At 74.3% G+C, this 21,415-nt stretch carries 19 protein-coding genes and 1 pseudogene; 16 read left to right on the forward strand and 4 right to left on the reverse strand.

The window, feature by feature from the left end; all coding sequences use genetic code 11:
• Window positions 1–9 precede the first annotated feature (9 nt).
• The 16 genes and pseudogenes from kdsB (at window position 10) to ACOQFB_RS22545 (ending at window position 17,184) form a co-directional block, all read left to right on the forward strand.
• Window positions 10–738: a 3-deoxy-manno-octulosonate cytidylyltransferase gene (gene kdsB / locus ACOQFB_RS22470; RefSeq protein ID WP_421610483.1), complete on the forward strand. Its 729-nt coding sequence runs from the start codon at window positions 10–12 to the stop codon at window positions 736–738.
• 14 nt (window positions 739–752) lie between these two features.
• Window positions 753–2,419 (forward strand): annotated as a pseudogene (gene pyrG, locus ACOQFB_RS22475) (CTP synthase).
• 3 nt (window positions 2,420–2,422) lie between these two features.
• The gene (gene kdsA, locus ACOQFB_RS22480; RefSeq protein ID WP_059437354.1) at window positions 2,423–3,253 is read left to right on the forward strand and encodes a 3-deoxy-8-phosphooctulonate synthase; all 831 of its coding nucleotides are present in this window, start codon (window positions 2,423–2,425) and stop codon (window positions 3,251–3,253) included.
• Complete coding sequence (locus tag ACOQFB_RS22485) at window positions 3,250–3,744, forward strand: KdsC family phosphatase (RefSeq protein WP_059437355.1); 495 nt, start codon at window positions 3,250–3,252, stop codon at window positions 3,742–3,744. The genes kdsA and ACOQFB_RS22485 overlap by 4 nt, the downstream gene beginning before the upstream one ends.
• 60 nt (window positions 3,745–3,804) lie before the next feature.
• Window positions 3,805–4,782, forward strand: coding sequence for a lysophospholipid acyltransferase family protein (locus tag ACOQFB_RS22490; protein ID WP_421610484.1), 978 nt, complete (start codon window positions 3,805–3,807; stop codon window positions 4,780–4,782).
• Window positions 4,783–5,376: 594 nt separating this feature from the next.
• Window positions 5,377–5,904, forward strand: coding sequence for an LptA/OstA family protein (locus tag ACOQFB_RS22495; RefSeq protein ID WP_421610485.1), 528 nt, complete (start codon window positions 5,377–5,379; stop codon window positions 5,902–5,904).
• Window positions 5,901–6,668, forward strand: a complete 768-nt coding sequence (gene lptB / locus ACOQFB_RS22500; protein ID WP_421610486.1) for an LPS export ABC transporter ATP-binding protein — start codon at window positions 5,901–5,903, stop codon at window positions 6,666–6,668. The genes ACOQFB_RS22495 and lptB overlap by 4 nt, the downstream gene beginning before the upstream one ends.
• A complete protein-coding gene (rpoN, locus tag ACOQFB_RS22505) occupies window positions 6,665–8,170 on the forward strand; it encodes an RNA polymerase factor sigma-54 (RefSeq protein WP_059437360.1) in 1,506 nt (501 codons plus the stop codon). Before lptB ends, rpoN begins: the two co-directional genes overlap by 4 nt.
• Window positions 8,171–8,432: 262 nt before the next feature.
• Window positions 8,433–8,987, forward strand: coding sequence for a ribosome hibernation-promoting factor, HPF/YfiA family (gene hpf / locus ACOQFB_RS22510; RefSeq protein WP_059437361.1), 555 nt, complete (start codon window positions 8,433–8,435; stop codon window positions 8,985–8,987).
• A 127-nt stretch (window positions 8,988–9,114) separates the two neighbouring features.
• Entirely contained in the window at window positions 9,115–9,573 is a 459-nt protein-coding gene (locus ACOQFB_RS22515) for a PTS sugar transporter subunit IIA (protein ID WP_059437362.1), read from the forward strand.
• A 261-nt stretch (window positions 9,574–9,834) separates the two neighbouring features.
• Complete coding sequence (locus ACOQFB_RS22520) at window positions 9,835–10,047, forward strand: sulfurtransferase TusA family protein (protein WP_232287372.1); 213 nt, start codon at window positions 9,835–9,837, stop codon at window positions 10,045–10,047.
• Between the two features lie 124 nt (window positions 10,048–10,171).
• A complete protein-coding gene (locus ACOQFB_RS22525; protein WP_421610487.1) occupies window positions 10,172–12,070 on the forward strand; it encodes a 4Fe-4S dicluster domain-containing protein in 1,899 nt (632 codons plus the stop codon).
• 5 nt (window positions 12,071–12,075) lie between these two features.
• On the forward strand, window positions 12,076–13,548 hold the full coding sequence (locus ACOQFB_RS22530) for a hydrogenase iron-sulfur subunit (RefSeq protein ID WP_421610488.1): 1,473 nt from the start codon (window positions 12,076–12,078) through the stop codon (window positions 13,546–13,548).
• Window positions 13,545–15,038, forward strand: a complete 1,494-nt coding sequence (locus tag ACOQFB_RS22535) for a Ni/Fe hydrogenase subunit alpha (RefSeq protein ID WP_421610489.1) — start codon at window positions 13,545–13,547, stop codon at window positions 15,036–15,038. Before ACOQFB_RS22530 ends, ACOQFB_RS22535 begins: the two co-directional genes overlap by 4 nt.
• A 123-nt stretch (window positions 15,039–15,161) precedes the next feature.
• Complete coding sequence (locus ACOQFB_RS22540) at window positions 15,162–15,632, forward strand: hydrogenase maturation protease (RefSeq protein WP_421610490.1); 471 nt, start codon at window positions 15,162–15,164, stop codon at window positions 15,630–15,632.
• A 10-nt stretch (window positions 15,633–15,642) separates the two neighbouring features.
• On the forward strand, window positions 15,643–17,184 hold the full coding sequence (locus ACOQFB_RS22545) for an ATP-dependent DNA ligase (RefSeq protein WP_421610491.1): 1,542 nt from the start codon (window positions 15,643–15,645) through the stop codon (window positions 17,182–17,184).
• A gap of 303 nt (window positions 17,185–17,487) precedes the next feature.
• On the opposite strand, the gene lepB is transcribed toward ACOQFB_RS22545, so the two are convergent.
• The 4 genes from lepB to ACOQFB_RS22565 are packed head-to-tail and all read right to left on the reverse strand — an operon-like array spanning window position 17,488 to window position 21,414.
• Window positions 17,488–18,177, reverse strand: coding sequence for a signal peptidase I (gene lepB, locus ACOQFB_RS22550; RefSeq protein WP_494492376.1), 690 nt, complete (start codon window positions 18,175–18,177; stop codon window positions 17,488–17,490).
• Between the two features lie 14 nt (window positions 18,178–18,191).
• Window positions 18,192–19,430, reverse strand: a complete 1,239-nt coding sequence (locus ACOQFB_RS22555; RefSeq protein ID WP_059438982.1) for an ABC transporter permease — start codon at window positions 19,428–19,430, stop codon at window positions 18,192–18,194.
• Entirely contained in the window at window positions 19,427–20,689 is a 1,263-nt protein-coding gene (locus ACOQFB_RS22560; protein ID WP_059438983.1) for an ABC transporter permease, read from the reverse strand. The genes ACOQFB_RS22555 and ACOQFB_RS22560 overlap by 4 nt, the downstream gene beginning before the upstream one ends.
• Window positions 20,686–21,414, reverse strand: coding sequence for an ABC transporter ATP-binding protein (locus ACOQFB_RS22565; RefSeq protein WP_059438984.1), 729 nt, complete (start codon window positions 21,412–21,414; stop codon window positions 20,686–20,688). The genes ACOQFB_RS22560 and ACOQFB_RS22565 overlap by 4 nt, the downstream gene beginning before the upstream one ends.
• Between the last annotated feature and the right edge of the window lies 1 nt (window position 21,415).

The following is a 21,415-nucleotide window of genomic DNA, read 5'->3' on the forward strand; positions in this document are numbered from 1 at the left end:
AGTCCCGGTTTGAGACACGTCGCAGTCATCATCCCGGCCCGGTACGGCGCCACGCGCTTCCCGGGAAAGCCCCTCGCCGATCTGGCAGGCAAGCCCCTCATCGCCCATGTGGTCGAGCGCGCGAAGCGCGCCCGCGGGGTGGACGTCGTGGCCGTGGCCACCGACGACGACCGGATCGTGCGCGCCGTCCGCGCCGCGGGGGGCGAGGCCATCCTGACCGGACCGGCCGCGACGGGCACGGACCGGGTGGCGGAGGCCGCGCGCAAGCTCGCGCCGCGGCCGGAGATCGTGGTGAACCTGCAGGGCGACGAGCCGCTCATCGAGCCGGAGGCCATCGAGGCGGTCATCGACGCGATGGCCGGCGGCGTCCGGATGGCGACGCTCGCCCGCCCGCTCGCCGAGGGCGAGCTGGAGCGGACCCAGGTCGTCAAGGTGGTGACGCGGGCGAGCGGCGACGCGCTGTACTTCTCGCGCGCGCCCATCCCGCACCGGCGCGCCGGCGGCGAGAGCCCGCTGGCCCGCGCCCACGTGGGCATCTACGCGTTCACCGCCGCGTTCCTGGAGACGTTCACCGCGCTCGCGCCGGGCAGGCTCGAGGGGGAGGAGGCGCTCGAGCAGCTGCGGGCGCTGGAGCACGGGTACGACATCCGCGTGGCCGACACCGGCTACCGGGGTTTCGGGATCGACACGCCCGGCGACCTGGAGCGCGCGCGGGCGCTCCTGGCCGCGGGGGCGTGATCCGGGGAGAGCACATGGTCAAGCGGGGAAAGAAGACGAAGTACCTGTTCGTCACCGGCGGCGTGGTGAGCTCGCTCGGCAAGGGGCTCTCGGCGGCGTCGATCGGCGCGCTGCTCGAGAACCGCGGGCTGGAGGTCCAGCACCTCAAGCTCGACCCGTACATCAACGTGGACCCGGGCACGATGAGCCCGTTCCAGCACGGCGAGGTGTTCGTCACCGACGACGGCGCCGAGACCGACCTCGACCTCGGGCACTACGAGCGCTTCACCAGCGCCAAGATGACCCGGCGGAACAACTACACCACCGGCCGCATCTACCAGAACGTCATCCAGCGCGAGCGCCGGGGCGAGTACCTGGGCAAGACCGTGCAGGTGATCCCGCACATCACCGACGAGATCAAGGCGGTGACCGCGAGGCCGCCGGCGGCGCGGACATCCTCATCGTCGAGGTGGGCGGCACCGTCGGCGACATCGAGTCGCTGCCGTTCCTCGAGGCGATCCGCCAGATGAAGTACGACGTGGGCGAGGAGAACGCCGTCTACGCGCACCTCACGCTCGTGCCGTTCATCGCCGCCGCCGGCGAGCTGAAGACCAAGCCCACCCAGCACAGCGTCAAGGAGCTGCGCGAGATCGGCATCCAGCCCGACCTGCTGCTGTGCCGCTCCGACCGCGAGATCCCGCGCGACATGAAGGACAAGATCGCGCTGTTCTGCAACGTGGACCCGTCGGCGGTGTTCACCGCGCTCGACGTCGCGTCGATCTACGAGGTGCCGCTCTCGCTCCACCGCGAGGGGCTCGACGACAAGCTGGCCGAGCTGTTCAACATCTGGAGCCGCGCCCCGCGCCTCGAGCGCTGGGAGACCATCGTCGACAAGGTGAAGAACCCGCGCCGCGGCGAGGTGCGGATCGGCATCGTCGGCAAGTACGTGGAGCTGCACGAGAGCTACAAGAGCCTCAACGAGGCGCTGGTCCACGGCGGCATCGCCAACGACGCGCGGGTGAAGCTGGCGTTCATCGACTCGACCAAGCTGGAGGAGGGCGACCTCTCCGAGCTGGACAAGGTGGACGCGATCCTGGTGCCGGGCGGGTTCGGCATCCGCGGGACCGAGGGGAAGATCCTCGGCGTGAAGTACGCCCGCGAGCACAAGGTGCCGTTCTTCGGCATCTGCCTCGGCCTGCAGATGGCCGTCATCGAGATGGCGCGCAACGTGCTCGGCCTGGCCGGCGCGAACTCGCTCGAGTTCGACGAGCAGACGCCGCACCCGGTGGTCACGCTGATGGAGGGGCAGAAGGGCGTGACCGACAAGGGCGGGACCATGCGGCTCGGCGCGTACCCCTGCGCGCTGAAGGAGGGCACCAAGGCCCGCGCGCTGTACGGCGCCGACCTGGTGCACGAGCGCCACCGCCACCGCTTCGAGTTCAACAACGACTACCGGGCCCAGTTCGAGGCGGCCGGGATGGTGTTCTCGGGCGTGAACCCGGACCTCGGCCTGGTGGAGATGATCGAGCTGCCCGGCCAGCACTTCGTGGGCTGCCAGTTCCACCCCGAGTTCCGCTCCAAGCCCTTCGCGCCGCACCCGCTGTTCGCGGGGTTCGTGAAGGCCGCCCTCGAGCACCGCGACGCGCAGCAGCGCCAGCCCTCGGCCGAGGTGAAGAAGCTCCCGGTCGGGAAGAACGGATAGCCGATGTCCCAGCCGATCCTGGCCCGCGTGGGCGGGCACCTCGTGGGCGACGGGCAGCCGCTGCTGCTCATCGCCGGCCCCTGCGTCATGGAGGACGAGGCGCACGGCCTCCGCCACGCCCGGCGCGTGAAGGAGCTCGCCGCGAAGCACGGCGTGCCGGTGGTGTTCAAGGCCAGCTTCGACAAGGCCAACCGCTCCTCCGGCAAGAGCTACCGCGGCCCCGGCCTGGAGGCGGGGCTGGCCGCGTTCCAGGCGGTGAAGCGCGAGACCGGGCTGCCCTGCCTCACCGACGTGCACGAGACCTGGCAGGCGGAGCCGGCCGGGCAGGTGGTGGACGTGCTGCAGGTGCCGGCGTTCCTGTGCCGGCAGACCGACCTCGTCATCGCCTGCGCGCGCCACGGCCGCGCCGTGAACGTGAAGAAGGGCCAGTTCCTCGCGCCGCGCGAGATGCGCCACGCCATCGCGAAGTGCCGCGAGGGCGGGAACGAGAACGTGTTCCTGACCGAGCGCGGCGCCACCTTCGGCTACGGCAACCTGGTGGTCGACATGCGCGCCCTGGTGCAGATGCGCGAGCTGGGCGTGCCGGTGTGCATGGACGCGACCCACAGCGTGCAGATGCCGGGCTCGGGCGGCGACACCACCGCCGGCGACCGGCAGTTCGTGGCGCCGCTGGCGCGCGCGGCGGCCGCGGTGGGCATCGACGCCCTGTTCATGGAGATCCACGAGGACCCGGCGGTGGCGAAGTCCGACGGGCCCAACTCGCTCGACTTCCCCACCGCCGACCGCGTGCTCCGCGAGGTGCTGGCGATCCGGCACGCGCTGGGGCAGCCGTGACCGAGGCCGAGCTCCTCGCCCGCGCCGCGCGCGTCCGGCTGCTGTTGCTGGACGTGGACGGCGTGCTCACCGACGGCCGGCTCTACTACGGCCCGGACGGCGAGGCGCTGAAGGTGTTCGACGTGAAGGACGGCCACGGGATCGTGCTCCTGCGCGAGCACGTCGCGCTGGGGGTCGTCTCCGGCCGGCCGGGCAAGGCCTCGGAGGCGCGCCTCCGCGAGCTGCGCTTCCAGCACCTCGTGTTCGGCGAGCGCGACAAGCTGGCCGGCTACGCGCGGCTCGCGCACCTCGGCGTCCCGGACGCCGAGGTGGCGTACATGGGCGACGACGTGAACGACGTGCCGCTGCTCGCGAAGGTGGGCCTCGCCGCCTGCCCCGCCGACGCGCGGCCCGAGGCGAAGGCGGTCGCGCACCTCGTCACCGCCGCCCCCGGCGGCCGCGGCGCGGTCCGCGAGCTGTGCGACCTGCTGCTCCGCGCCCGCGGGCTCTAGCCCGGAGCGCCGCCCGGGGCTGCCGATCTCCCCGGATCCCGTGCTAGCGTGCGCCCCGCCATGGCCGTACCGCTCCGCAAGCGGATCAAGAGGAGCGTCCGCTCCGCGCTGGTCCGCGCCGCCCTCTGGATCCTGGGCCTGCTGCCCCTCGGCCCCGCCCTCGCGCTCGGCGGGCTGGTGGGCCGCGCCGGCTACCACCTCGCCCGCGACACGCGCCGCCTCGCGCTCCGGAGCCTCGCCGTCGCGTTCCCGGAGAAGCCCGAGGCCGAGCGCGAGGCCATCGTCCGCGCGATGTTCGTGCACCTCGGGCGCACCGCGCTCGAGCTCGCCGCCATCCGCAGCTACGACGCGCGGCTCGAGACCTACGTCGAGCTGTCGCCGCCCGGGCTGCTGCAGGAGGTCATCGCGCGCGGCCGCGGCATGGTGTTCGTCACCGGCCACGTGGGGAGCTGGGAGCTCCTCGCCCGCCGCATCGCCCGGGCCGGCATCCCGAACGCCGTCATCGCCAAGGCCGGCGGCGACGCCGCGCTGAACCGGGTGGCCGAGCGCTTCCGCGCCGCCGGCGGGGTCACCACGCTCTGGCGCGAGAACCCCGACACCGGCCGCGCCATCATCCGCACCTTCCGGCAGGGGAAGGCGCTCGGGCTGCTCATCGACCAGGACACGAAGGTCCAGGGCCTGTTCGTCCCGTTCTTCGGCCGGCTCGCGTACACGCCGCGCGCCGCGGCCGACCTCGCGCTCCGCTTCGGCGCGCCGGTGGTGGTCGGCACCATCCGGCGCCGGGGGCCGCGCGCCGGCGACGGCCACCTCCTCGAGTGCGTGGAGATCCCGTTCGCCGCCGACCCGCCCGACCGCGAGGCCGAGGCGGTCCGGCTCACCGCCGCCTGCTCTGCCGCCCTGGAGGCAGCCATCCGGCGGAGCCCGGCCGAGTGGGTGTGGATGCACCAGCGCTGGAAGACGCGCCCCGAAGGCGAGAACCAGGCCGGCGGTCCCCAAGCAAAGGCAATGCCGAAAAGCGCTGAGCTTTCACGCGGCTAGGGCGGCCGGGCATAAAGCAAGGTCTGTGCCCGTCGATCCAGCAAGGAAAGAATGCTATGTTTCAGCGGCTTTGGATGCGGACGGCGGCCGGGCTGGCCGCCGCTCTCGCGCTCGGGCTCGGCACCGGATGCCAGCCCGCCCAGCCCGTGGAGGCGCGTGACGTGGTGCCTGAGCTGATGCTCGAGGGGGTTCGATTCCGCGTGTGGCGGGAGGCGGACCTGCGCGTCGAGGGCGAGGCGCGCACCGCCACGCTGGAGCGCGACTCGACCCAGCTCAAGGCCCGGGACGTCGTGGCGGTCCTCCCGCGCGGTGGGGACCCGGTGCGGATCGCCGCGCCGGAAGGCTCCGGGTTCCTGTCGGCTCACACCTTCGAGGCGCACGGCGGTGTCACGGTGCGTCACCTCGACACCGTGGCCCGGACGCCCAGCGCCCGGTACACGCCGGAGGGCGAGGGCGGGATGGTCCGCGGGGACCAGGCGCTCACGGTGGACGGGCGCGGCTACCGGCTCCAGGGCACCGGGTTCGTGCTCGACGCCGGCACCGGCGAGCTGACGCTGGGCGGGAGCCCGCGGCTGACCGGCGGGGGGAGCCGCGGTGATCGCGCTCCTCGCCGCCGCGCTGCTCGGCGCCGTCCCGGCGCCGGCCCAGGGAAAGCCCGCCGCGAGGGCCGCGGCCCGGGCGGCGCCCGACTACCGGGTGGACGCCGCCGAGGTCCGCTACGCGTTCCAGCGCCGCGAGGTGATCTTCACCGGCAAGCCGGTGACCCTCACCCGCGACGACGCGGTGCTGACCTGCGCGCGCCTCGAGGCGAAGAACGACGAGGCGGGCGTGATCGAGACCGCGGTGTGCCGCGGCGACGTGAAGCTGGTCCGCGGGGAGCGCACCGTGACCTGCCAGACCGCCACCTACGAGCACGCGGCCGCGCGGGTGACCTGCGACGGCGCGGCGGTGCTGCGCGACCGCGGCACCGAGGCGCACGGGAAGCGGCTCGTGTACGAGCTGCGCAACGACGAGGTGAAGCTGGAGGGCGGCGGCGCGCCGGTCCGGATCACCGTGCCGGGCGCCGAGGTGGAGCAGCGGCGGCGCGAGCTGGACGCGCAGCGCAAGGAGCAGGGGAAGTGACCGCGGCCGGCGGCGACGCGCTCCTCAGGGCCGAGGGGCTGGTGAAGTCCTACCGCGGCCGCCGCGTGGTGGACGGCGTGTCCTTCCACGTCGCGCCCGGCGAGGTGGTGGGGCTGCTCGGCCCGAACGGCGCCGGCAAGACCACCTCGTTCAACATGGTGGTGGGGCTGGTGGTGCCGGAGAAGGGGAAGGTGACGCTCGGCGAGCACGACCTCACCCGCCTGCCCATGCACCGGCGCGCGCGGCTCGGGGTCGGGTACCTGCCGCAGGAGGCGTCGATCTTCCGCAAGCTCACCGTCCGGCAGAACTTCGTGGGCGTGCTGGAGGCGCTCGGCGTCGGGCGCGCCGAGCGGAACGAGCGCGCCGCGGCGCTGCTCGCCGAGTACCGCCTGGAGAAGGTGGCGGACTCGCTGGGCGAGCAGCTCTCCGGCGGCGAGCGCCGCCGCGCCGAGGTGGCGCGGAGCCTGCTCTCCAGCCCGCGGTACATCCTGTTCGACGAGCCGTTCGCCGGCGTGGACCCGATCGCGGTGGGCGAGCTGCAGCGCCTCATCGGCGGCCTGCGCGATCGCGGCATCGGCGTCCTCATCACCGACCACAACGTGCGCGAGGCGCTCGGCATCTGCGGGCGCGCGTACATCCTCTCCTCGGGGTCGATCCTCGAGCAGGGCACGCCGGTCGAGATCGCCGCCAGCCCCCGGGCGCGGGCGGTGTACCTCGGCGACAAGTTCAGGCTGGACGACCACCAGCCAGCGGAGCCTCGATGAGCCTCGAGCTGAAGCAGCACCTCAAGATGACCCAGCAGCTGGTGATGACGCCCCAGCTGCAGCAGGCCATCAAGCTCCTGCAGCTCTCGCGCATGGAGCTGGTCGATCTCATCCGCACCGAGATGACCGAGAACCCCATGCTGGAGGGGGCGGACGAGAACGACGAGCAGGCGGTGCCCGACGGCGCCAGCCCCGCCGAGCAGGCCGAGATCGAGGCGAAGCCGGAGCACAAGGAGGCGGAGAAGGCCGAGGAGGTGAAGGGCGAGGAGGGCGCGAACGAGATCGACTGGGACCAGTACCTCGACCAGTACCAGCTCCAGGGCCACACCGCGCCGTCCAACCGCGGCCTCTCCGACGAGGAGCTGCCCGGCTACGAGGCCACGCTCACCAAGAAGACCGACCTCGTCGACCACCTGGTCTGGCAGCTGCGCCTCTCGAACTTCACGCCCGAGGAGGAGCAGGTCGCGATGCTCATCATCGGGAACCTCGACGACGACGGCTACTTCAAGATGCCGGCGGTGGAGGGCGAGGCCGACGAGGCCACCTCGCGCGATCCGCTGGTGCGGGTGGCGTTCGAGTCGGGGCAGGGGATCGAGGTCGCCGAGCGGGTGCTGCGGAAGGTGCAGACGTTCGATCCGCTCGGCGTCGCCGCCCGCAACCTGCGCGAGTGCCTGATGATCCAGGTGGTCGCGCTGAACGCCGACACGCCCGAGATCGTCGCGATCATCGAGCGCCACCTGAAGCACCTCGAGTCGAAGAACTACCAGGCCATCGCCAAGGACCTGAAGGTTCCCATCGAGGAGGTGGTGAAGGCGGTCAAGGTGATCAGCCGCCTCGAGCCGAAGCCGGGCCGCGCCTACTCCGGCGAGGAGGCGCAGTACATCACCCCCGACGTCTACGTCCACAAGATGGGCGACAAGTACGTCACCGTCCTCAACGACGACGGCCTCTCGAAGCTGCGCATCTCCGGCATGTACCGCGCCGCGCTCAAGAACGGCGAGGCGGGCAAGGCCAAGGAGTACATCCAGGAGAAGCTGCGCAGCGCGGTGTGGCTCATCCGCTCCATCCACCAGCGGCAGCGGACCATCTACAAGGTCACCGAGTCGATCGTGAAGTTCCAGCGCGACTTCCTCGACAAGGGGATCGCGCACCTGAAGCCGCTCATCCTGCGCGACGTGGCCGAGGACATCGGGATGCACGAGTCCACCGTCTCGCGCGTCACCACGAACAAGTACGTCCACACGCCGCAGGGCATCTACGAGCTGAAGTTCTTCTTCAACTCGGCCATCCAGAAGACCGGGGGCGACGAGATCGCGAGCGAGGCGGTGAAGAACCACATCCGCCAGATCGTGGCGGCCGAGGACCCGAAGCACCCGCACTCGGACCAGAAGATCGTCGAGCTCTTGAAGGGGCAGAACATCGAGATCGCCCGCCGCACCGTCGCGAAGTACCGCGAGGTGCTGGGGATCCTGCCCAGCTCGAAGCGCAAGAAGTACTTCTAGGCGCCTCCGCGTCCCCGTGTCCGGTGACCGGCGGCGGGGCGGCCCCGCCCGCGGCCGGACGGCCGGTCGCCCGATCGCGGCGGCTCGACGCCCCGTCAGGCCGGATCGCCGTCGAAGACCGGGATCGATCCCGGCGGCGCTGGGCTATTATGACCTCGACATGTTGCCAGCTCCGGCAGCATTCGCGGCCGCGGCACCGACGGGACACAGCACCCGCCGGACCGCGGCCGAAGCATTTGCGGTCCTCCCAAGGAGGCGGTTCATGCAGGTGAACATCACCTTCCGGCATCTGGATCCCACCGAAGCCCTCAAGGCCCACGTCCGCGATCGCGTCGAACGGGTGCAGAAGTACATCGACCGGCCGACCGAGGCGTACGCGGTCCTCCACCTGGAGAACCTGAAGCACCACGCAGAGCTGACCGTGAAGGCGGGGCGCTTCCTGCTGCGCGGCACCGCCAAGACCGGGGACATGTACGCGTCGATCGACGCGGCCGCCGACAAGATCGAGCGGCAGCTGAAGAAGCACAAGGAGAAGCTCCTCAACCACAAGGCCGCCGCCGCGGCCGCGGAGCGCCCGACGCTGGACGTGCGGCACGACGTGCTCGGGATCCTCGAGGACCCCTCGCGCCCGAGCCACAAGGTCATCAAGAGCACCGAGTTCCAGGCGAAGCCCATGTCGCTCGACGAGGCCATCCTCCAGCTCGACCTCCTCGACGCGAACTTCTACGTGTTCCAGAACACGGAGGACCGGAGCATCAACGTGGTGTACCGGCGCGACGACGGGAACGTCGGCCTCATCGAGGCGCGCCCGGCCTGATCGCGGCGGCGGGGCGCGGCGTCCCCGTGGCGCCGCGTCCCGCCCGTCGCGGCTCCGGCGCGACGCCGCCGTCGCCTTGCCTTCTTGCCCACACGTTGCCACCTGTGTTAGCTGACGCCGGTCCGCCATGAAGATCGTCGAGTTCCTCCGGTCCGACGCCGTGATCGCCAGCCTCTCCGGGCAGGCGGCGCCCGCCGTGCTGGCCGAGCTGTGCCGCCCGCTCGCGGCCAGCCAGAAGGTGGACGGGCAGCGGCTCGTCGAGACGCTGCTCGATCGCGAGAAGCTCGGCTCCACCGGCATCGGCGAGGGCGTGGCCATCCCGCACGGCAAGGTCCCGGGCCTGCCGGGCCTCATGGCGAGCTTCGGCCGGTCCGCCGGCGGCGTGGACTTCCGCGCCATCGACGGGAAGCCGACGCACCTGTTCTTCGCCCTGTTCGCCCCCGAGAACTCGGCCGGCACGCACCTCAAGGCGCTCGCCCGGATCAGCCGGATCTTCAAGAACCCGGCGTTCCGCGAGGCGATCATGAAGGCGCCCGGCGCGGCCGAGATCTACCGCCTCATCGAGGCGGAGGACGCCAAGTACTGACGTCCCGCCCGGCGCCCGCCCGGTCGCCTGCCATTCGCCACGCTGCGCCGTAACTCCGCGTCGACACGGGGATTCCCTGCGTCGTCAAGGCGCTCGGGGAGTGCCCCGCCCGGGTTTGACGTGGAGCGGAGCGGCCGGGTATGGTCCCGCCCGGCGAACGCGACCCAGCCCTGCCCGTCCCGATCGCGCCGGTCGCGCCGGCGGAAAGGGGACCGGTCCGGTCGCGTCCGGCCCGGGAGGAAGCGAGCGGTGGGATCCATCATGAAGATCGACTGCAGCGGCATGCGCTGCCCGCAGCCGGTGCTGAAGCTGGCGGTCGAGACCGCCGAGACGCCATCCGGCACGATGGTCGAGATCACCGGCGACTGCCCCACGTTCGAGAAGGACATCCGCACCTTCTGCGAGCGCCGCCGCAAGACCCTGCTCTCGGTCCGCGGCGACGGCGTGAAGACGGTGATCCAGATACAGTACTGAGCGGGATCCGCCCGCCCTTCGACGGGGCTCGGGGCGAGCGGACCCGGAGACCGCTCGCGGTGAGCCTGTCGAACCGCGAGCAGAGCGGGCGGCCGTTGCCGTGGGGCGCGCCGCGGGAACCACGATGGCGTCGCCGAGCCGGATCGGCCTCTACTTCTGCCGCTGCGGCCCGAACCTCGGGCGCGCGGTGCGCCTGCCCGATCTCTCCGCGCCCGGCGCGTTCCCGGCCGCCGCCGACGTGGCGGTCCACGACGTGCTCTGCTCGCCGGAGGGCCAGGCCTGGCTCGCCGGGCGGATCCGCGCGCGCGGGCTGGATCGCGTGGTGCTGGGGGCCTGCTCGCCGCGCGAGCACGAGCACACGTTCCGCGGCGTCCTCGCCGGCGCGGGGCGCTCGCCCTGGCAGCTCCACATGGTGAACCTGCGCGAGCAGGCCGAGTGGCTGGGCGGCGCGCCCGCGGACGTGACCGCCCGCGCCCGGCGGCTCGTGGCCGCGGGCCTGGCGCGGGTGGCGCTGCAGCGGCCGCTGCCGGAGGCCGACGTCGAGGTGAGCGCCGACGCGCTCGTCGTGGGCGGGGGCGCGGCCGGGATCTCGGCGGCGCTGGCGCTCGCGCAGAAGGACCGGAAGGTCGTGCTGGTGGAGCGCGCGCACGCCCTGGGCGGCCTCGCGAACCGGCTCGACGAGGTGTTCCCGGACCTCGCCTGCGCGAGCTGCTTCATGGAGCCGGCGCTCGATCGCGTCCTGCACTCCGACCGCGTCGAGGTGGTGACCGGCGCCGAGGTCCGGCGCGTGCGCGGCTCGGCCGGGCGGTTCACGGTGGAGCTGGCCGTCGCGCCGCGCCACGTGGATCCGGCGGCGTGCCTGGGCTGCGCCGAGGTGTGCGGCGCCGCCTGCCCGGTCGAGGTGGCGGAGCCGTCCGGCGGCGAGCCGGCCCGCAAGGCCATCCACCTGCCGTACCCGGGGTGCCTGCCGCACGCGGCGGTGGTGGACCGCGCCGCGTGCCCGCCCGGCTGCGCGGCCTGCGCCGGGGCCTGTCCGTTCGGCGCGGTGCGCCTCGACGAGGCGCCGCGCCTGCGGGAGGTCGAGGTGGGCGCGATCGTGATCGCGACCGGGCTCGAGCCCGGCGCGGTGGACGGGCCGGAGGGCCTCGTGTCCTCCTACCAGCTCGAGCGGATGCTGCACCCCGACGGCCCCGGCGGCGGCGCCCTGCGCGGCGCGGGCGGGCGGACGCCGGAGGCGGTGCTGCTCGCCACTACCGCGGCGGAGGCGGACGGGGAGCTGGCGCTGCGCGAGGTGCTGAAGCTCGCGCAGCGCGTCCGCGCCCGGCTGCCCTCGGCCCGCGTGGCGGTCGCGGGCGGGCTCGATCGCGCGCCGCAGCTCGCCGGCCTCGCGGCCGCGCTCCGGCGCGACGGGGTCGAGCTGCTCCCGGGCGCGCTCGTCGAGGGCGGCGTCGCCGCGGCGGCGGGCGCGCTCGAGGTCCGCCTCGCCGAGCCCGGCGGCGGCACCACGCGCCGGCGGGCGGACCTCGTCGCGGTGCACGCGCCCTCGCGCGGCTCGAGCGGCGCCGCGGGGCTCGCCGCGCTCCTGCGCCTCGCGCCCGACGGCCGCGGCTTCCTCGGCGACGGCGGCGCGAGCCCGTTCGAGCCCACCGCCACCCGCACCGCCGGCGTCTACGTGGCCGGCGCGGCCGCCGGCCCGCGGAGCATCCGCGAGGCCATCCGCGACGGCGCCGCCGCGGCCGGACAGGTGCTCGCCACGCTGCGGCCGGGGGAGCGCCGGGCGCTGGAGCCGCTCGCGGCCGAGGTGGACGCGGCGCTGTGCGGCGGCTGCGGAATGTGCGTGGCCGCCTGCCCGTTCGGCGCGATGGTGATCGACGGCGCGGACGGGAAGGCGAGGGTGCTGGCGGTGGACTGCCGCGGCTGCGGCACGTGCGCGGCGGCCTGCCCGACCGGCGCGGCCAGCGCCCGGCACTTCACCCGCGCCCAGATCGCCGCGGAGATCTCCGCGCTGCTGGCGGGGAGGTGAGCGGGGTGGCGCACGAGCCGCGCATCGTGGCGTTCCTGTGCAACTGGTGCGCGTACGCCGCCGCGGACCGGGCCGGGCAGCAGCGGCTCGACATGCCGCAGAGCCTGCTCACGGTGCGCGTCATGTGCACCGGGCGGGTGGAGCCGGGCTTCGTGCTCCAGGCGTTCCGCGAGGGCGCCGACGGCGTGCTGGTGGCCGGCTGCCACCCGGGCGAGTGCCACTACCTCGACGGAAACCTGCGGGCCGCCGCCCGCGGCGCGGTGCTGGCGCGGGCGCTCGAGCAGGCGGGGATCGAGCCCGAGCGCTTCCGGATGACCTGGGCCGGCGCGACCGAGGCCGAGCGGCTCGCCGGCGAGGTCCGCGAGATGACCGCCGCGCTCCGTGCGCTCGGGCCGCTCGACTACGCGCGCCGCGCGCTCGACGGCGCCGGCGCCGCGCTCGCCGAGGCAGGGCCCGCGCCGTCTGCGCTGCCGCCGCGCGCGCCCGGGAAGCCGCGCGTCGCCTTCTACTGGAACGCCTCCTGCGGCGGCTGCGAGGAGGCGGTGGTGGACCTGGGCGACGGCTTCGCCGGCCTGCTGGAGCGCGTCGAGGTGGTGCTCTGGCCGGTCGCGACCGACCACAAGCGCGCCGACGTGGAGGCGCTGCCGGACGGCGGGATCGACCTCGCGTTCGTGAACGGCGCGGTGCGCCTCGACGAGCAGGCGGACTGGGCGCGGCTGCTGCGCCGGAAGGCGCGCACGGTGGTCGCGTTCGGCGCCTGCGCGCACCTCGGCGGCGTGGTGGGGCTCGGGAACCTGTCCGAGCCGGAGGCGCTGCTCGCGGCCGCCTACCGCGCGCCGCCCAGCGTCTCGAACCCGGACGCGCCGCTGCCCGGCGGGCCCGTCCGCGCGGGCGCCGGGGCCGACGCGGCGACGCTCTCCTTGCCGGTGCTCCTGCCGCGCACGCTCACGCTCGCGGACGTGGTCCCGGTGGACTACACCGTGCCCGGGTGCCCGCCCTCGCCGGCGGTGGTGCAGGCCGCGCTCGACGCGCTGCTCGGGGACGCGCCGCCGCCGCGCGGCGCGGTGCTCGCGCCGGACGTCTCGCTCTGCGAGGACTGCCCGCGCAAGGGCTCGCGGCCGGAGCGCATCGAGCTCCACGCGCTGCGCCGGCTCGCCACCTCCGCCGTCGATCCCGACCTCTGCTTCCTCGCCCAGGGGCTCGTGTGCATGGGCCCGGCGACGCGCCAGGGCTGCCAGCCCGGGTGCGTGGAGGCCGGGATGCCCTGCCGCGGCTGCTTCGGGCCGCTCGACGGCGTGCGCGACGGCGGCGCGGCCATGCTCTCCGGCTTCGCCTCGCTGCTGGGCGGCGCCGACCCGGCGGCGCTCGGGGCGGCGGTGCCGGATCCGGCGGGCACGTTCTGGCGCTACTCCTACGCGGCGGCGCTCCTGCCGCGGCGGGTGCGGCCGGCCGGGCCGGAAGGCGAGGCGGGCCCGTGACGCGGCGGATCACCATCGACCCCATCACCCGGCTCGAGGGGCACGGGAAGATCGAGATCCTGCTCGACGAGCGGGGCGACGTGGAGAGCGCGTTCCTGCAGGTCCCGGAGCTGCGCGGCTTCGAGCGCTTCTGCGTGGGCCGGCCGGCCGAGGAGATGCCGCAGCTCACCGCGCACGTGTGCGGCGTGTGCCCCGCGGCCCACCACATCGCCGCGGTGCAGGCGCTCGACGCGCTGTACGGGGTCGAGCCGCCGCCCGCGGCGCGGCTCGCGCGCGCGCTCTACTACCAGCTCTTCATCTTCGAGGACCACCTCCTCCACTACTGGTACATGGGCGGCCCGGACTTCTACGCCGGCTCCGACGCGCCCGCGCCCATGCGCAACATCCTGGGCGTGCTCGCGAAGGTGGGCGCCGACCTCGGGAAGCGCATCCTCTCGGCCCGGCGCGAGGCGCGCGAGCTGATGGCGGCGCTGGCCGGGCGCACCGTGCACCCGGTGTTCGCGCTGCCGGGCGGCATCTCGAAGGCGGTGGACGCCGCCACGGTGGAGCGGGCCCGCGCGCTCGCGCCCGGGCTGGTGCGCTTCGCCGAGGACACGCTCGCCTCGTTCCGCGCCGCGGTGCTCGACCACCCGGAGTACTCGGAGGCGCTCGCCAGCGAGGCGTACCGGGTCCGCTGCCACTCGATGGGCATGGTGGACGACGACGGCCGGCTCGCGTTCCTGGACGGGCGGCTGCGGGTGATCGATCCGGCCGGCCGCGAGCTCGCGGCGTTCGCGCCGCGCGACTGGCTCGACCACCTGGCCGAGCGGGTCGAGCCCTGGACCTACGCGAAGCTCACGTACCTCAAGGCGAAGGGCTGGACCGGGTTCACCGAGGGCGACGACACCGGCCTCTACCGCGTCGGCCCGCTGGCGCGGCTCAACGTGGCGCGCGCCATGGCGACGCCGCGCGCCGAGGCGGAGCGGCAGCGGCTGTTCGAGGCGCTGGGCTGGCCGGCCCACCAGACGCTCGCGTTCCACTGGGCGCGGCTGGTCGAGGCGCTCCAGGCGGCGGAGACCGCGCAGCAGCTCGCGGAGGACCCGCGCCTCGGCGATCCGCACGTGCGCGAGGTGCCGGCGCCGCTGCCCGGGCCGCGCGAGGGCGTCGGCGCGGTGGAGGCGCCGCGGGGCACGCTCTTCCACCACTACGCCGCCGACGCGGACGGGATCCTCACCGCCGCGAACCTGGTGGTCGCCTCCCAGCACAACGCCGCGCCGGTGCAGGTCTCGGTGCGCAAGGCGGCGAAGGGGCTCATCCGCGGCGGGAAGGTGGACGCGGCGCTGCTGAACCGCCTCGAGATGGCGTTCCGCGCCTACGATCCCTGCAACGCCTGCGCGTCGCACGCGCTGCCCGGCGAGCTGCCGCTGGTGGTCACGGTGCGCGGCGCCGACGGCGCGGTGCGCGAGGTGATCCGGCGGCGCGTGCCGGAGGACGCGGACGGATGGCGGTGAACGCGCGCCTCGGTCCCGCTCGCGGTTCGACGGGCTCACCGCGAGCGGTGCTTCGGAAGGCCGCTCGCCCCGAGCCTGTCGAGGGGCGGGCGGATGGCGAGCGATTGCTGCCATGAGGCGGTCGTGAACCACGTGTTGATCCTGTGCCTGGGCAACCCGCTCCGCCGCGACGACGCGGTGGCGCTGCACGTGGCCGCGCGGCTCTCGGCGCGCCCGGAGCCGGGCGTCGAGGTCCGGACCAGCGCGCAGGCGGGGCTGTACCTGCTCGACGACATGGAGGGCTTCGACCGCGTGGTGGTGGTGGACGCGGTGCGCACCGGAACGGCGGCGCCCGGCACCGTGCACGCGCTGCCGCTCGAGGCCATCCACGCGCCCGGCGGCCCGTCGCCGCACGCCATCGGCCTCCCCTCCGCGGTGGCTCGGGCCCGCGCCGCCGGCGCGCCGGTGCCGTCGCGGATCCAGCTCGTCGCGGTGGAGGTCGAGATCCTGGACGAGGTGGGCGAGGGGCTCACCCCCGCGGTGGCCGCGGCCGTCCCGGCGGTGGAGGCCGCCGCGCGCGCCGCCGCCCGCGCGCTGGGGGACGCCGCCGGTTAGACGATCCGGCGTGCTGCTCGCCGAGCTCGCCGAGGTCTCCCGCGCGGTCGCCGCCACCCCGGCGCGCCTGGAGAAGATCGCGCGGCTCGCCGAGGCGCTCCGCCGGCTCGCGCCGGAGGAGCGCGCCGTGGGCGCGAGCTGGCTCGCCGGCGACCTGCCCGGCGGGCGCATCGGGATCGGCGCCGCCACCGTGCGGGCGGCGCTCGAGGCCGCGCCGCGGGAGGTCGGCGGGCCGGGGCTCACGGTCGCGGAGGGGGACGCGGCGCTCCGCCGGATCGCGGCCGCGGCCGGCCCCGGGTCGGGCGGGGCGCGGCGCGCGGCGCTCGACGCGCTCCTCGCCCGCGCCGGCGATCCCGAGCGGCGGTTCCTCGCGGCGCTCCTCCTCGGCGAGCTGCGGCAGGGCGCGCTGGAGGGCGTCCTCGCCGACGCGGTGGCGAAGGCGGCGGGGCTCCCCGCGGCCGAGGTCCGGCGCGCGGCCATGCTCGCCGGCACGCTCCCGCCCGTGGCCGAGGCGGCGCTCGCCGAGGGCGCCGCGGGCCTCGCGCGCTTCCGGCTGCGGGTGGGGGAGCCCGTGTCGCCCATGCTGGCGCAGACCGCGGCGGACGTGGAGGAGGCGCTGCGGGCGCTCGGCGGCGAGGCCGCGCTGGAGTGGAAGCTGGACGGCGCGCGGATCCAGGCGCACCGCGACGGCGGCGAGGTGCGGGTGTTCTCGCGCTCGCTGCGCGACGTGACCGCGGCGGTGCCCGAGGTGGTGGCGCTCCTGCGCGCCGCGCCAGAGCCGCTGCTCGTGCTCGACGGCGAGGCCATCGCGCTCCGCGCCGACGGCACGCCCGAGCCGTTCCAGGTCACCATGCGCCGCTTCGGCCGGAAGCTGGACGTGGAGCGGCTCGCGCCCGAGCTGCCCCTGACCGCGTTCTTCTTCGACGCGCTGGTGGCCGGTGGCGCGGAGCTGCTGGCGCGCCCCGAGCGCGAGCGCTGGGCCGCGCTCGAGCGGGCCGTCCCCGCGGACCGCCGCGTGCCCCGCCTCGTCACCCGAGATCCCGCCGAGGCGCGCGCGTTCCTCGAGGACGCCCTCGCCCGCGGCCAGGAGGGCGTGGTGGCGAAGGCGCTCGACGCGCCCTACGAGGCCGGCCGCCGCGGCGCCGCGTGGCTGAAGGTGAAGCGCGCGCACACGCTCGACCTGGTGGTGCTCGCCGCGGAGTGGGGCAGCGGACGGCGCCGCGGCTGGCTGTCCAACCTCCACCTCGGCGCGCGCGACCCCGCCACCGGCGGCTTCGTGATGCTCGGCAAGACGTTCAAGGGCATGACCGACGCGATGCTCGCGTGGCAGACCGAGCGCCTGAAGGCGCTGGCGGAGGGACCGCTCGACGCGTGGCAGGTCCCCGTGCGCCCGGAGCTGGTGGTGGAGGTCGCGTTCGACGGGATCCAGGCCAGCCCCCGCTACCCCGGCGGCCTCGCCCTCCGCTTCGCGCGGGTGAAGCGCTACCGCGAGGACAAGCGCCCCGAGGACGCGGACACGATCGAGACGGTGCGCGGGTTGTACGGAGGGTGAGGGGGCGCTCCCCGTCGTACGAGGCCATGCAGATCGTGGGGGCTGGAAAGGGCTTCGAAGAGGAAGCGGCGTCCGCGGCGTGGCGGACGGGCTTCGAGGGAGCGAGGGCGTCCCGGTCCGGTTCGGCGTGCCGGAACCGTGGGGGCGAGATCGGCTTGCGAGAGGCCCGAGGACGGGCGGTCACGCGGAAGCGCTCCGGCCGCCGCAGCGCCCTCGAAGCCACGCCGGCTCGCCCTCGGGCGAGCTCAGGGCGTGCACCCGCCTCCGGTTCGGGCGCCCGAACTGCCTGCGCAGCCCTCGTGGCTAATGATTCACGAAGTGAAACAGCCGATTCCATCTCGGCCCGCCCGGACCCCAGGACGCGAGCGCGATCCAGGCGCGGCCCTTGATGCGGCCGACGGGGACGGGGCCGAACACGCGGCTGTCGGCGGAGTGGTCGCGGTGGTCGCCGGCGAGCCACACCGTGCCCTCCGGCACCTTCTGCGGCGGCACGTCCCCGCACTCCTGGTACGGGGTGCAGTACGTGTGGTAGCGGTGCGGCCCGAGCTGCTCGACCGCATCCACGCAGGGCTCCTCGCGCCAGCCGGAGCCCTCGGGGCGGTCCCAGTAGCTGCACGAGCCGGCGATCCGCTCGCGGGGCACGGGCTGGCCGTTCAGCACCAGGTGCCCGTCCACGATCTCGACCGTGTCGCCGCCGACCGCCACCACCCGCTTGATGAGGTCGTCGTCGCGCGGGTTCCCCGGGGGCGCGAGCAGCACCACGATGTCGCCGCGCTTCGGGGTCGCCCAGGTGGCCTGCGCGGTCGGCGTGAACGGCAGCCGCGCGCCGTAGGCCCACTTCTCCACGATGACGTAGTCGCCGATCTCCAGCGTCGGCAGCATCGAGCCCGACGGGATGTAGACGGCCTCGTAGAGGAACGTCCGGAAGGCGAGCACCGCGAGGATGGTGAGCGTCCAGCCCCGTACCTCTCTCATCACCTTCGCTCTGTCCACGCGCCGCCGCTCTCCTATTCGATCCGCATCGCCTCCACCGGGTCGAGCTTCGAGGCTCGGGCGGCCGGGTAGATGCCGAACAGCAGCCCGGCCCCGCAGGCGGAGGCGAGGGAGAGTATCACCGCCCAGGCCGGGATGCTCGCGGGAACGTCGAACACGGCCCGGGCCCCCAGGGCCAGGCCGGCGCCGACCAGCACGCCCACCAGACCGCCGAGGCCGGACAGCGTGATCGACTCGAGCAGGAACTGCATCAGGATGCGGCCGCGCCGGGCGCCCAGGGCCATCCGGACGCCGATCTCCCGGGTCCGCTCGGTCACCGAGACGAGCATGATGTTCATGACCCCGATGCCGCCGACCAGCAGCGCCAGCGCGCACACGCCGAACGTGGCCGCGCCCACCATCCGCGCCAGGTTGTCGAACATCTCCGCCGAGGTGTCGTTCGAGAACAGCTCGAAGTCGTTCTCGTCCTGCGGCCCGAGCCCGCGCAGCCGCCGCAGCGCCGCGACCACCTCGTCCATGGCGAGCGGCAGGTCCTCCGCCGAGGTGGCCTGGATGGCGATGTTGTTGTTCCGGTTCCGCCCGAACGCGACCTCGTAGGCGGTCCAGGGCACCACCGCCCAGGAGTCCTTCGACTGGCCGAAGATGCTGCCCTGCTTCACCGAGACGCCGATGATCTCGAACGGCACGCCGCGGATGCGCACCTCGCGGCCGATGGGGTCCATCTTCGGGAACAGCACGTCCACCACGTCGGTCCCCACGAACGTCACCCGGCGCCCGAGCAGCACGTCGGTGGTGCTGATGAACCGGCCCTGGCCGACGGTGACGCCGTTGGCGGGCTCGTAGTCGGGGAGCACGCCGCCGATGGAGATCTCGCGCCGGGTGGCCCGCTCCGGCGTGGAGAGCACCACCGCGCCGCCGTCGCCGGTCGGGTACTCCTCGATCGACACGAACTTCACGTGCGGCAGCGACCGGAGCGCCTCGCCCTGCTCGCGGGTGAGCGGCGGGCGCCGCTCGTACTTGCGCCAGTCGATCGGCCCGAAGTTCATGTGCGGCCACTTCTGGACCTGGAACGCGCCGGCGCCGAGCATGGCGAAGTCGCTCGTCATCTTGAGGCGGAGCCCCTCGGTGAGCGACATCATCGCCACCACCGTGCAGGCGCCGATCACGATGCCGAGCAAGGTCAGCATCGAGCGCAGCACGTTGCCGCGCAGCGTGCCGAAGGCCATCGCCAGCGTGTCGAGGAAGGCGTTCATTCGTACCTCAGCGCCTCGACCGGATCGAGGCGCGCCGCGCGCCAGGCCGGCCACGAGCCGAACAGCAGGCCCACGCCCGCGGAGAAGCCGAGCCCCAGCGCCACCGCCGAGGGCGTCACCGCCGCCGCGAGCGGCGTGAGCAGCGCCACGAGCTGCGCCACCCCGAGGCCGAGCGTGGTGCCCACCGCGCCGCCCAGCGCGGCCACCACCGACGACTCGATCAGGAACTGGAGCAGGATGGTGCGCCGCCGGGCGCCGAGCGCCCGCCGCACCCCGATCTCGCGGGTCCGCTCGGTCACCGACACCAGCATGATGTTCATGATGCCGATGCCGCCCACCACCAGCGTGATGAGCCCCACGCCGATGGCGACGCCGTACAGCGCGCCGGTGAGCTGGCGGTAGATGCGCAGGAACTGCTCCTGCCGGTTGATGGCGAAGTCGTCCTTCTTGTCGGGCGGGACGTGCCGCACCCGGCGCAGCACGCCGACGATCTGGTCCTCGAGCGCGGAGAGGTCCTCCGGCGCGGACGCCACCGCCAGGTTGAGCGAGCGCTTCGAGCCGAGGTCGCGCAGGAACGTGGTGAACGGCATGGTCACGTTGCTGTCCATGTCCATGCCGAGCATCTGCCCGCGCTTCGCCATCACCCCCACCACCGTGAACGGGTGGCCCTCCAGCGTGACCCGCTGGCCGAGGACGCTCTCCGGCGAGGCGCCCGGGAACAGCCGCTCCGCCACCGCGTGGCCCAGCACCGCGACGGCGCGCTCGAGGTCCACGTCGGTGTCGGTGAGGAAGCGCCCCGCCTGCACCGAGCCGGCGCCGGTGTCGAGGTAGCGCGCGTTCGTGCCGATGAGCTGGACCCCGGACAGCTCCTTGTCGAGCCGGGTGACCGTGCCGCGGGTGCCGGCCTGCGGCGCCACCGCCGTGGCGAGCGTCACCTCGCGCTCCACCGCGGCCAGCTCGCGCTTGCCCAGGTCCTTGCGGTTCCGCATCTCCCACCACTCGCCGCGGCCCTGCGCCAGCCAGGCGAACTTGGAGACGTAGAGCGTGTTCGCGCCCAGGTTCGCGATCTGCCCCTCGAACGAGCGGTTCAGCCCCTGGATGATGGCGACGATCGCGATCACCGTCATGACGCCGATGACGATGCCGAGCGTGGTGAGGAAGCTGCGCAGCCGCGCGCCGACGAGCGACCCGAGCGCGATGCGCACCGCCTCCGCGAGCTCCGCGCCGGCGCGGACGAAGGCCCGGGTGACGCGGTTCATGCGTGGACCGCCCGGGCGCCGGACAGCGCCGCCACCTCGGCGCCGGGGCCGTCGCCCACCACCCGGCCGTCGGACAGGCGGATGGCGCGCGGGCAGCGCGCCGCCAGCCGCGGCTCGTGGGTGACGAGGATGATGGTGTGGCCGCGCTGGTGCAGCTCGGAGAAGAGCCGGATGATCTCCTCGCCGGTGGCGGAGTCGAGGTTGCCGGTGGGCTCGTCGGCGAGCAGGATCGACGGCTCGCCCACCAGCGCGCGGGCGATGGCCACGCGCTGCCGCTGGCCGCCGGACAGCTCGTTGGGCCGGTGGGTCATGCGGTTCGCGAGGCCCACCGCGCGCAGCGCCGCCTCGGCGCGGGCGCGGCGCTCGCGCCGCGGCACCCCGCGGTACACGAGCGGCAGCTCCACGTTCTGCACCGCGCTCGCCCGCGGCAGCAGCTGGAACGTCTGGAACACGAACCCGATCTCGCGGTTGCGCAGGTCGGCGAGCTGGTCGTCGGCGAGCCCCTCCACGTCCGAGCCGTTCAGGCGGTAGACGCCGGCGCTGGGCGTGTCCAGGCAGCCGAGCAGGTTCATGAGCGTGGACTTGCCCGAGCCGGACTGGCCCACGATCGCGACCCACTCCCCGCGCTCGATGGTGAACGACACGCCGTCGAGCGCGCGCACGGTCTCGCCGCCCACCACGTAGTGCCGGTGAAGCTCCTCGACGACGATGAGCGGCTCGGCCACG

It is taken from the genome of Anaeromyxobacter sp. Red801, from assembly GCF_049201065.2.
GTDB lineage: Bacteria > Myxococcota > Myxococcia > Myxococcales > Anaeromyxobacteraceae > Anaeromyxobacter.

What these genes read in the sequence shown, in the direction of transcription:
- ACOQFB_RS22560 (WP_059438983.1), bottom strand. Translation starts at nt 20,689, where the DNA reads ATGAACCGCGTCACCCGGGCCTTCGTCCGCGCCGGCGCGGAGCTCGCG.
- ACOQFB_RS22515 (WP_059437362.1), top strand. Translation starts at nt 9,115, where the DNA reads ATGAAGATCGTCGAGTTCCTCCGGTCCGACGCCGTGATCGCCAGCCTC.
- rpoN (WP_059437360.1), top strand. Translation starts at nt 6,665, where the DNA reads ATGAGCCTCGAGCTGAAGCAGCACCTCAAGATGACCCAGCAGCTGGTG.
- ACOQFB_RS22490 (WP_421610484.1), top strand. Translation starts at nt 3,805, where the DNA reads ATGGCCGTACCGCTCCGCAAGCGGATCAAGAGGAGCGTCCGCTCCGCG.
- hpf (WP_059437361.1), top strand. Translation starts at nt 8,433, where the DNA reads ATGCAGGTGAACATCACCTTCCGGCATCTGGATCCCACCGAAGCCCTC.
- ACOQFB_RS22525 (WP_421610487.1), top strand. Translation starts at nt 10,172, where the DNA reads ATGGCGTCGCCGAGCCGGATCGGCCTCTACTTCTGCCGCTGCGGCCCG.
- ACOQFB_RS22520 (WP_232287372.1), top strand. Translation starts at nt 9,835, where the DNA reads ATGAAGATCGACTGCAGCGGCATGCGCTGCCCGCAGCCGGTGCTGAAG.
- ACOQFB_RS22555 (WP_059438982.1), bottom strand. Translation starts at nt 19,430, where the DNA reads ATGAACGCCTTCCTCGACACGCTGGCGATGGCCTTCGGCACGCTGCGC.
- kdsA (WP_059437354.1), top strand. Translation starts at nt 2,423, where the DNA reads ATGTCCCAGCCGATCCTGGCCCGCGTGGGCGGGCACCTCGTGGGCGAC.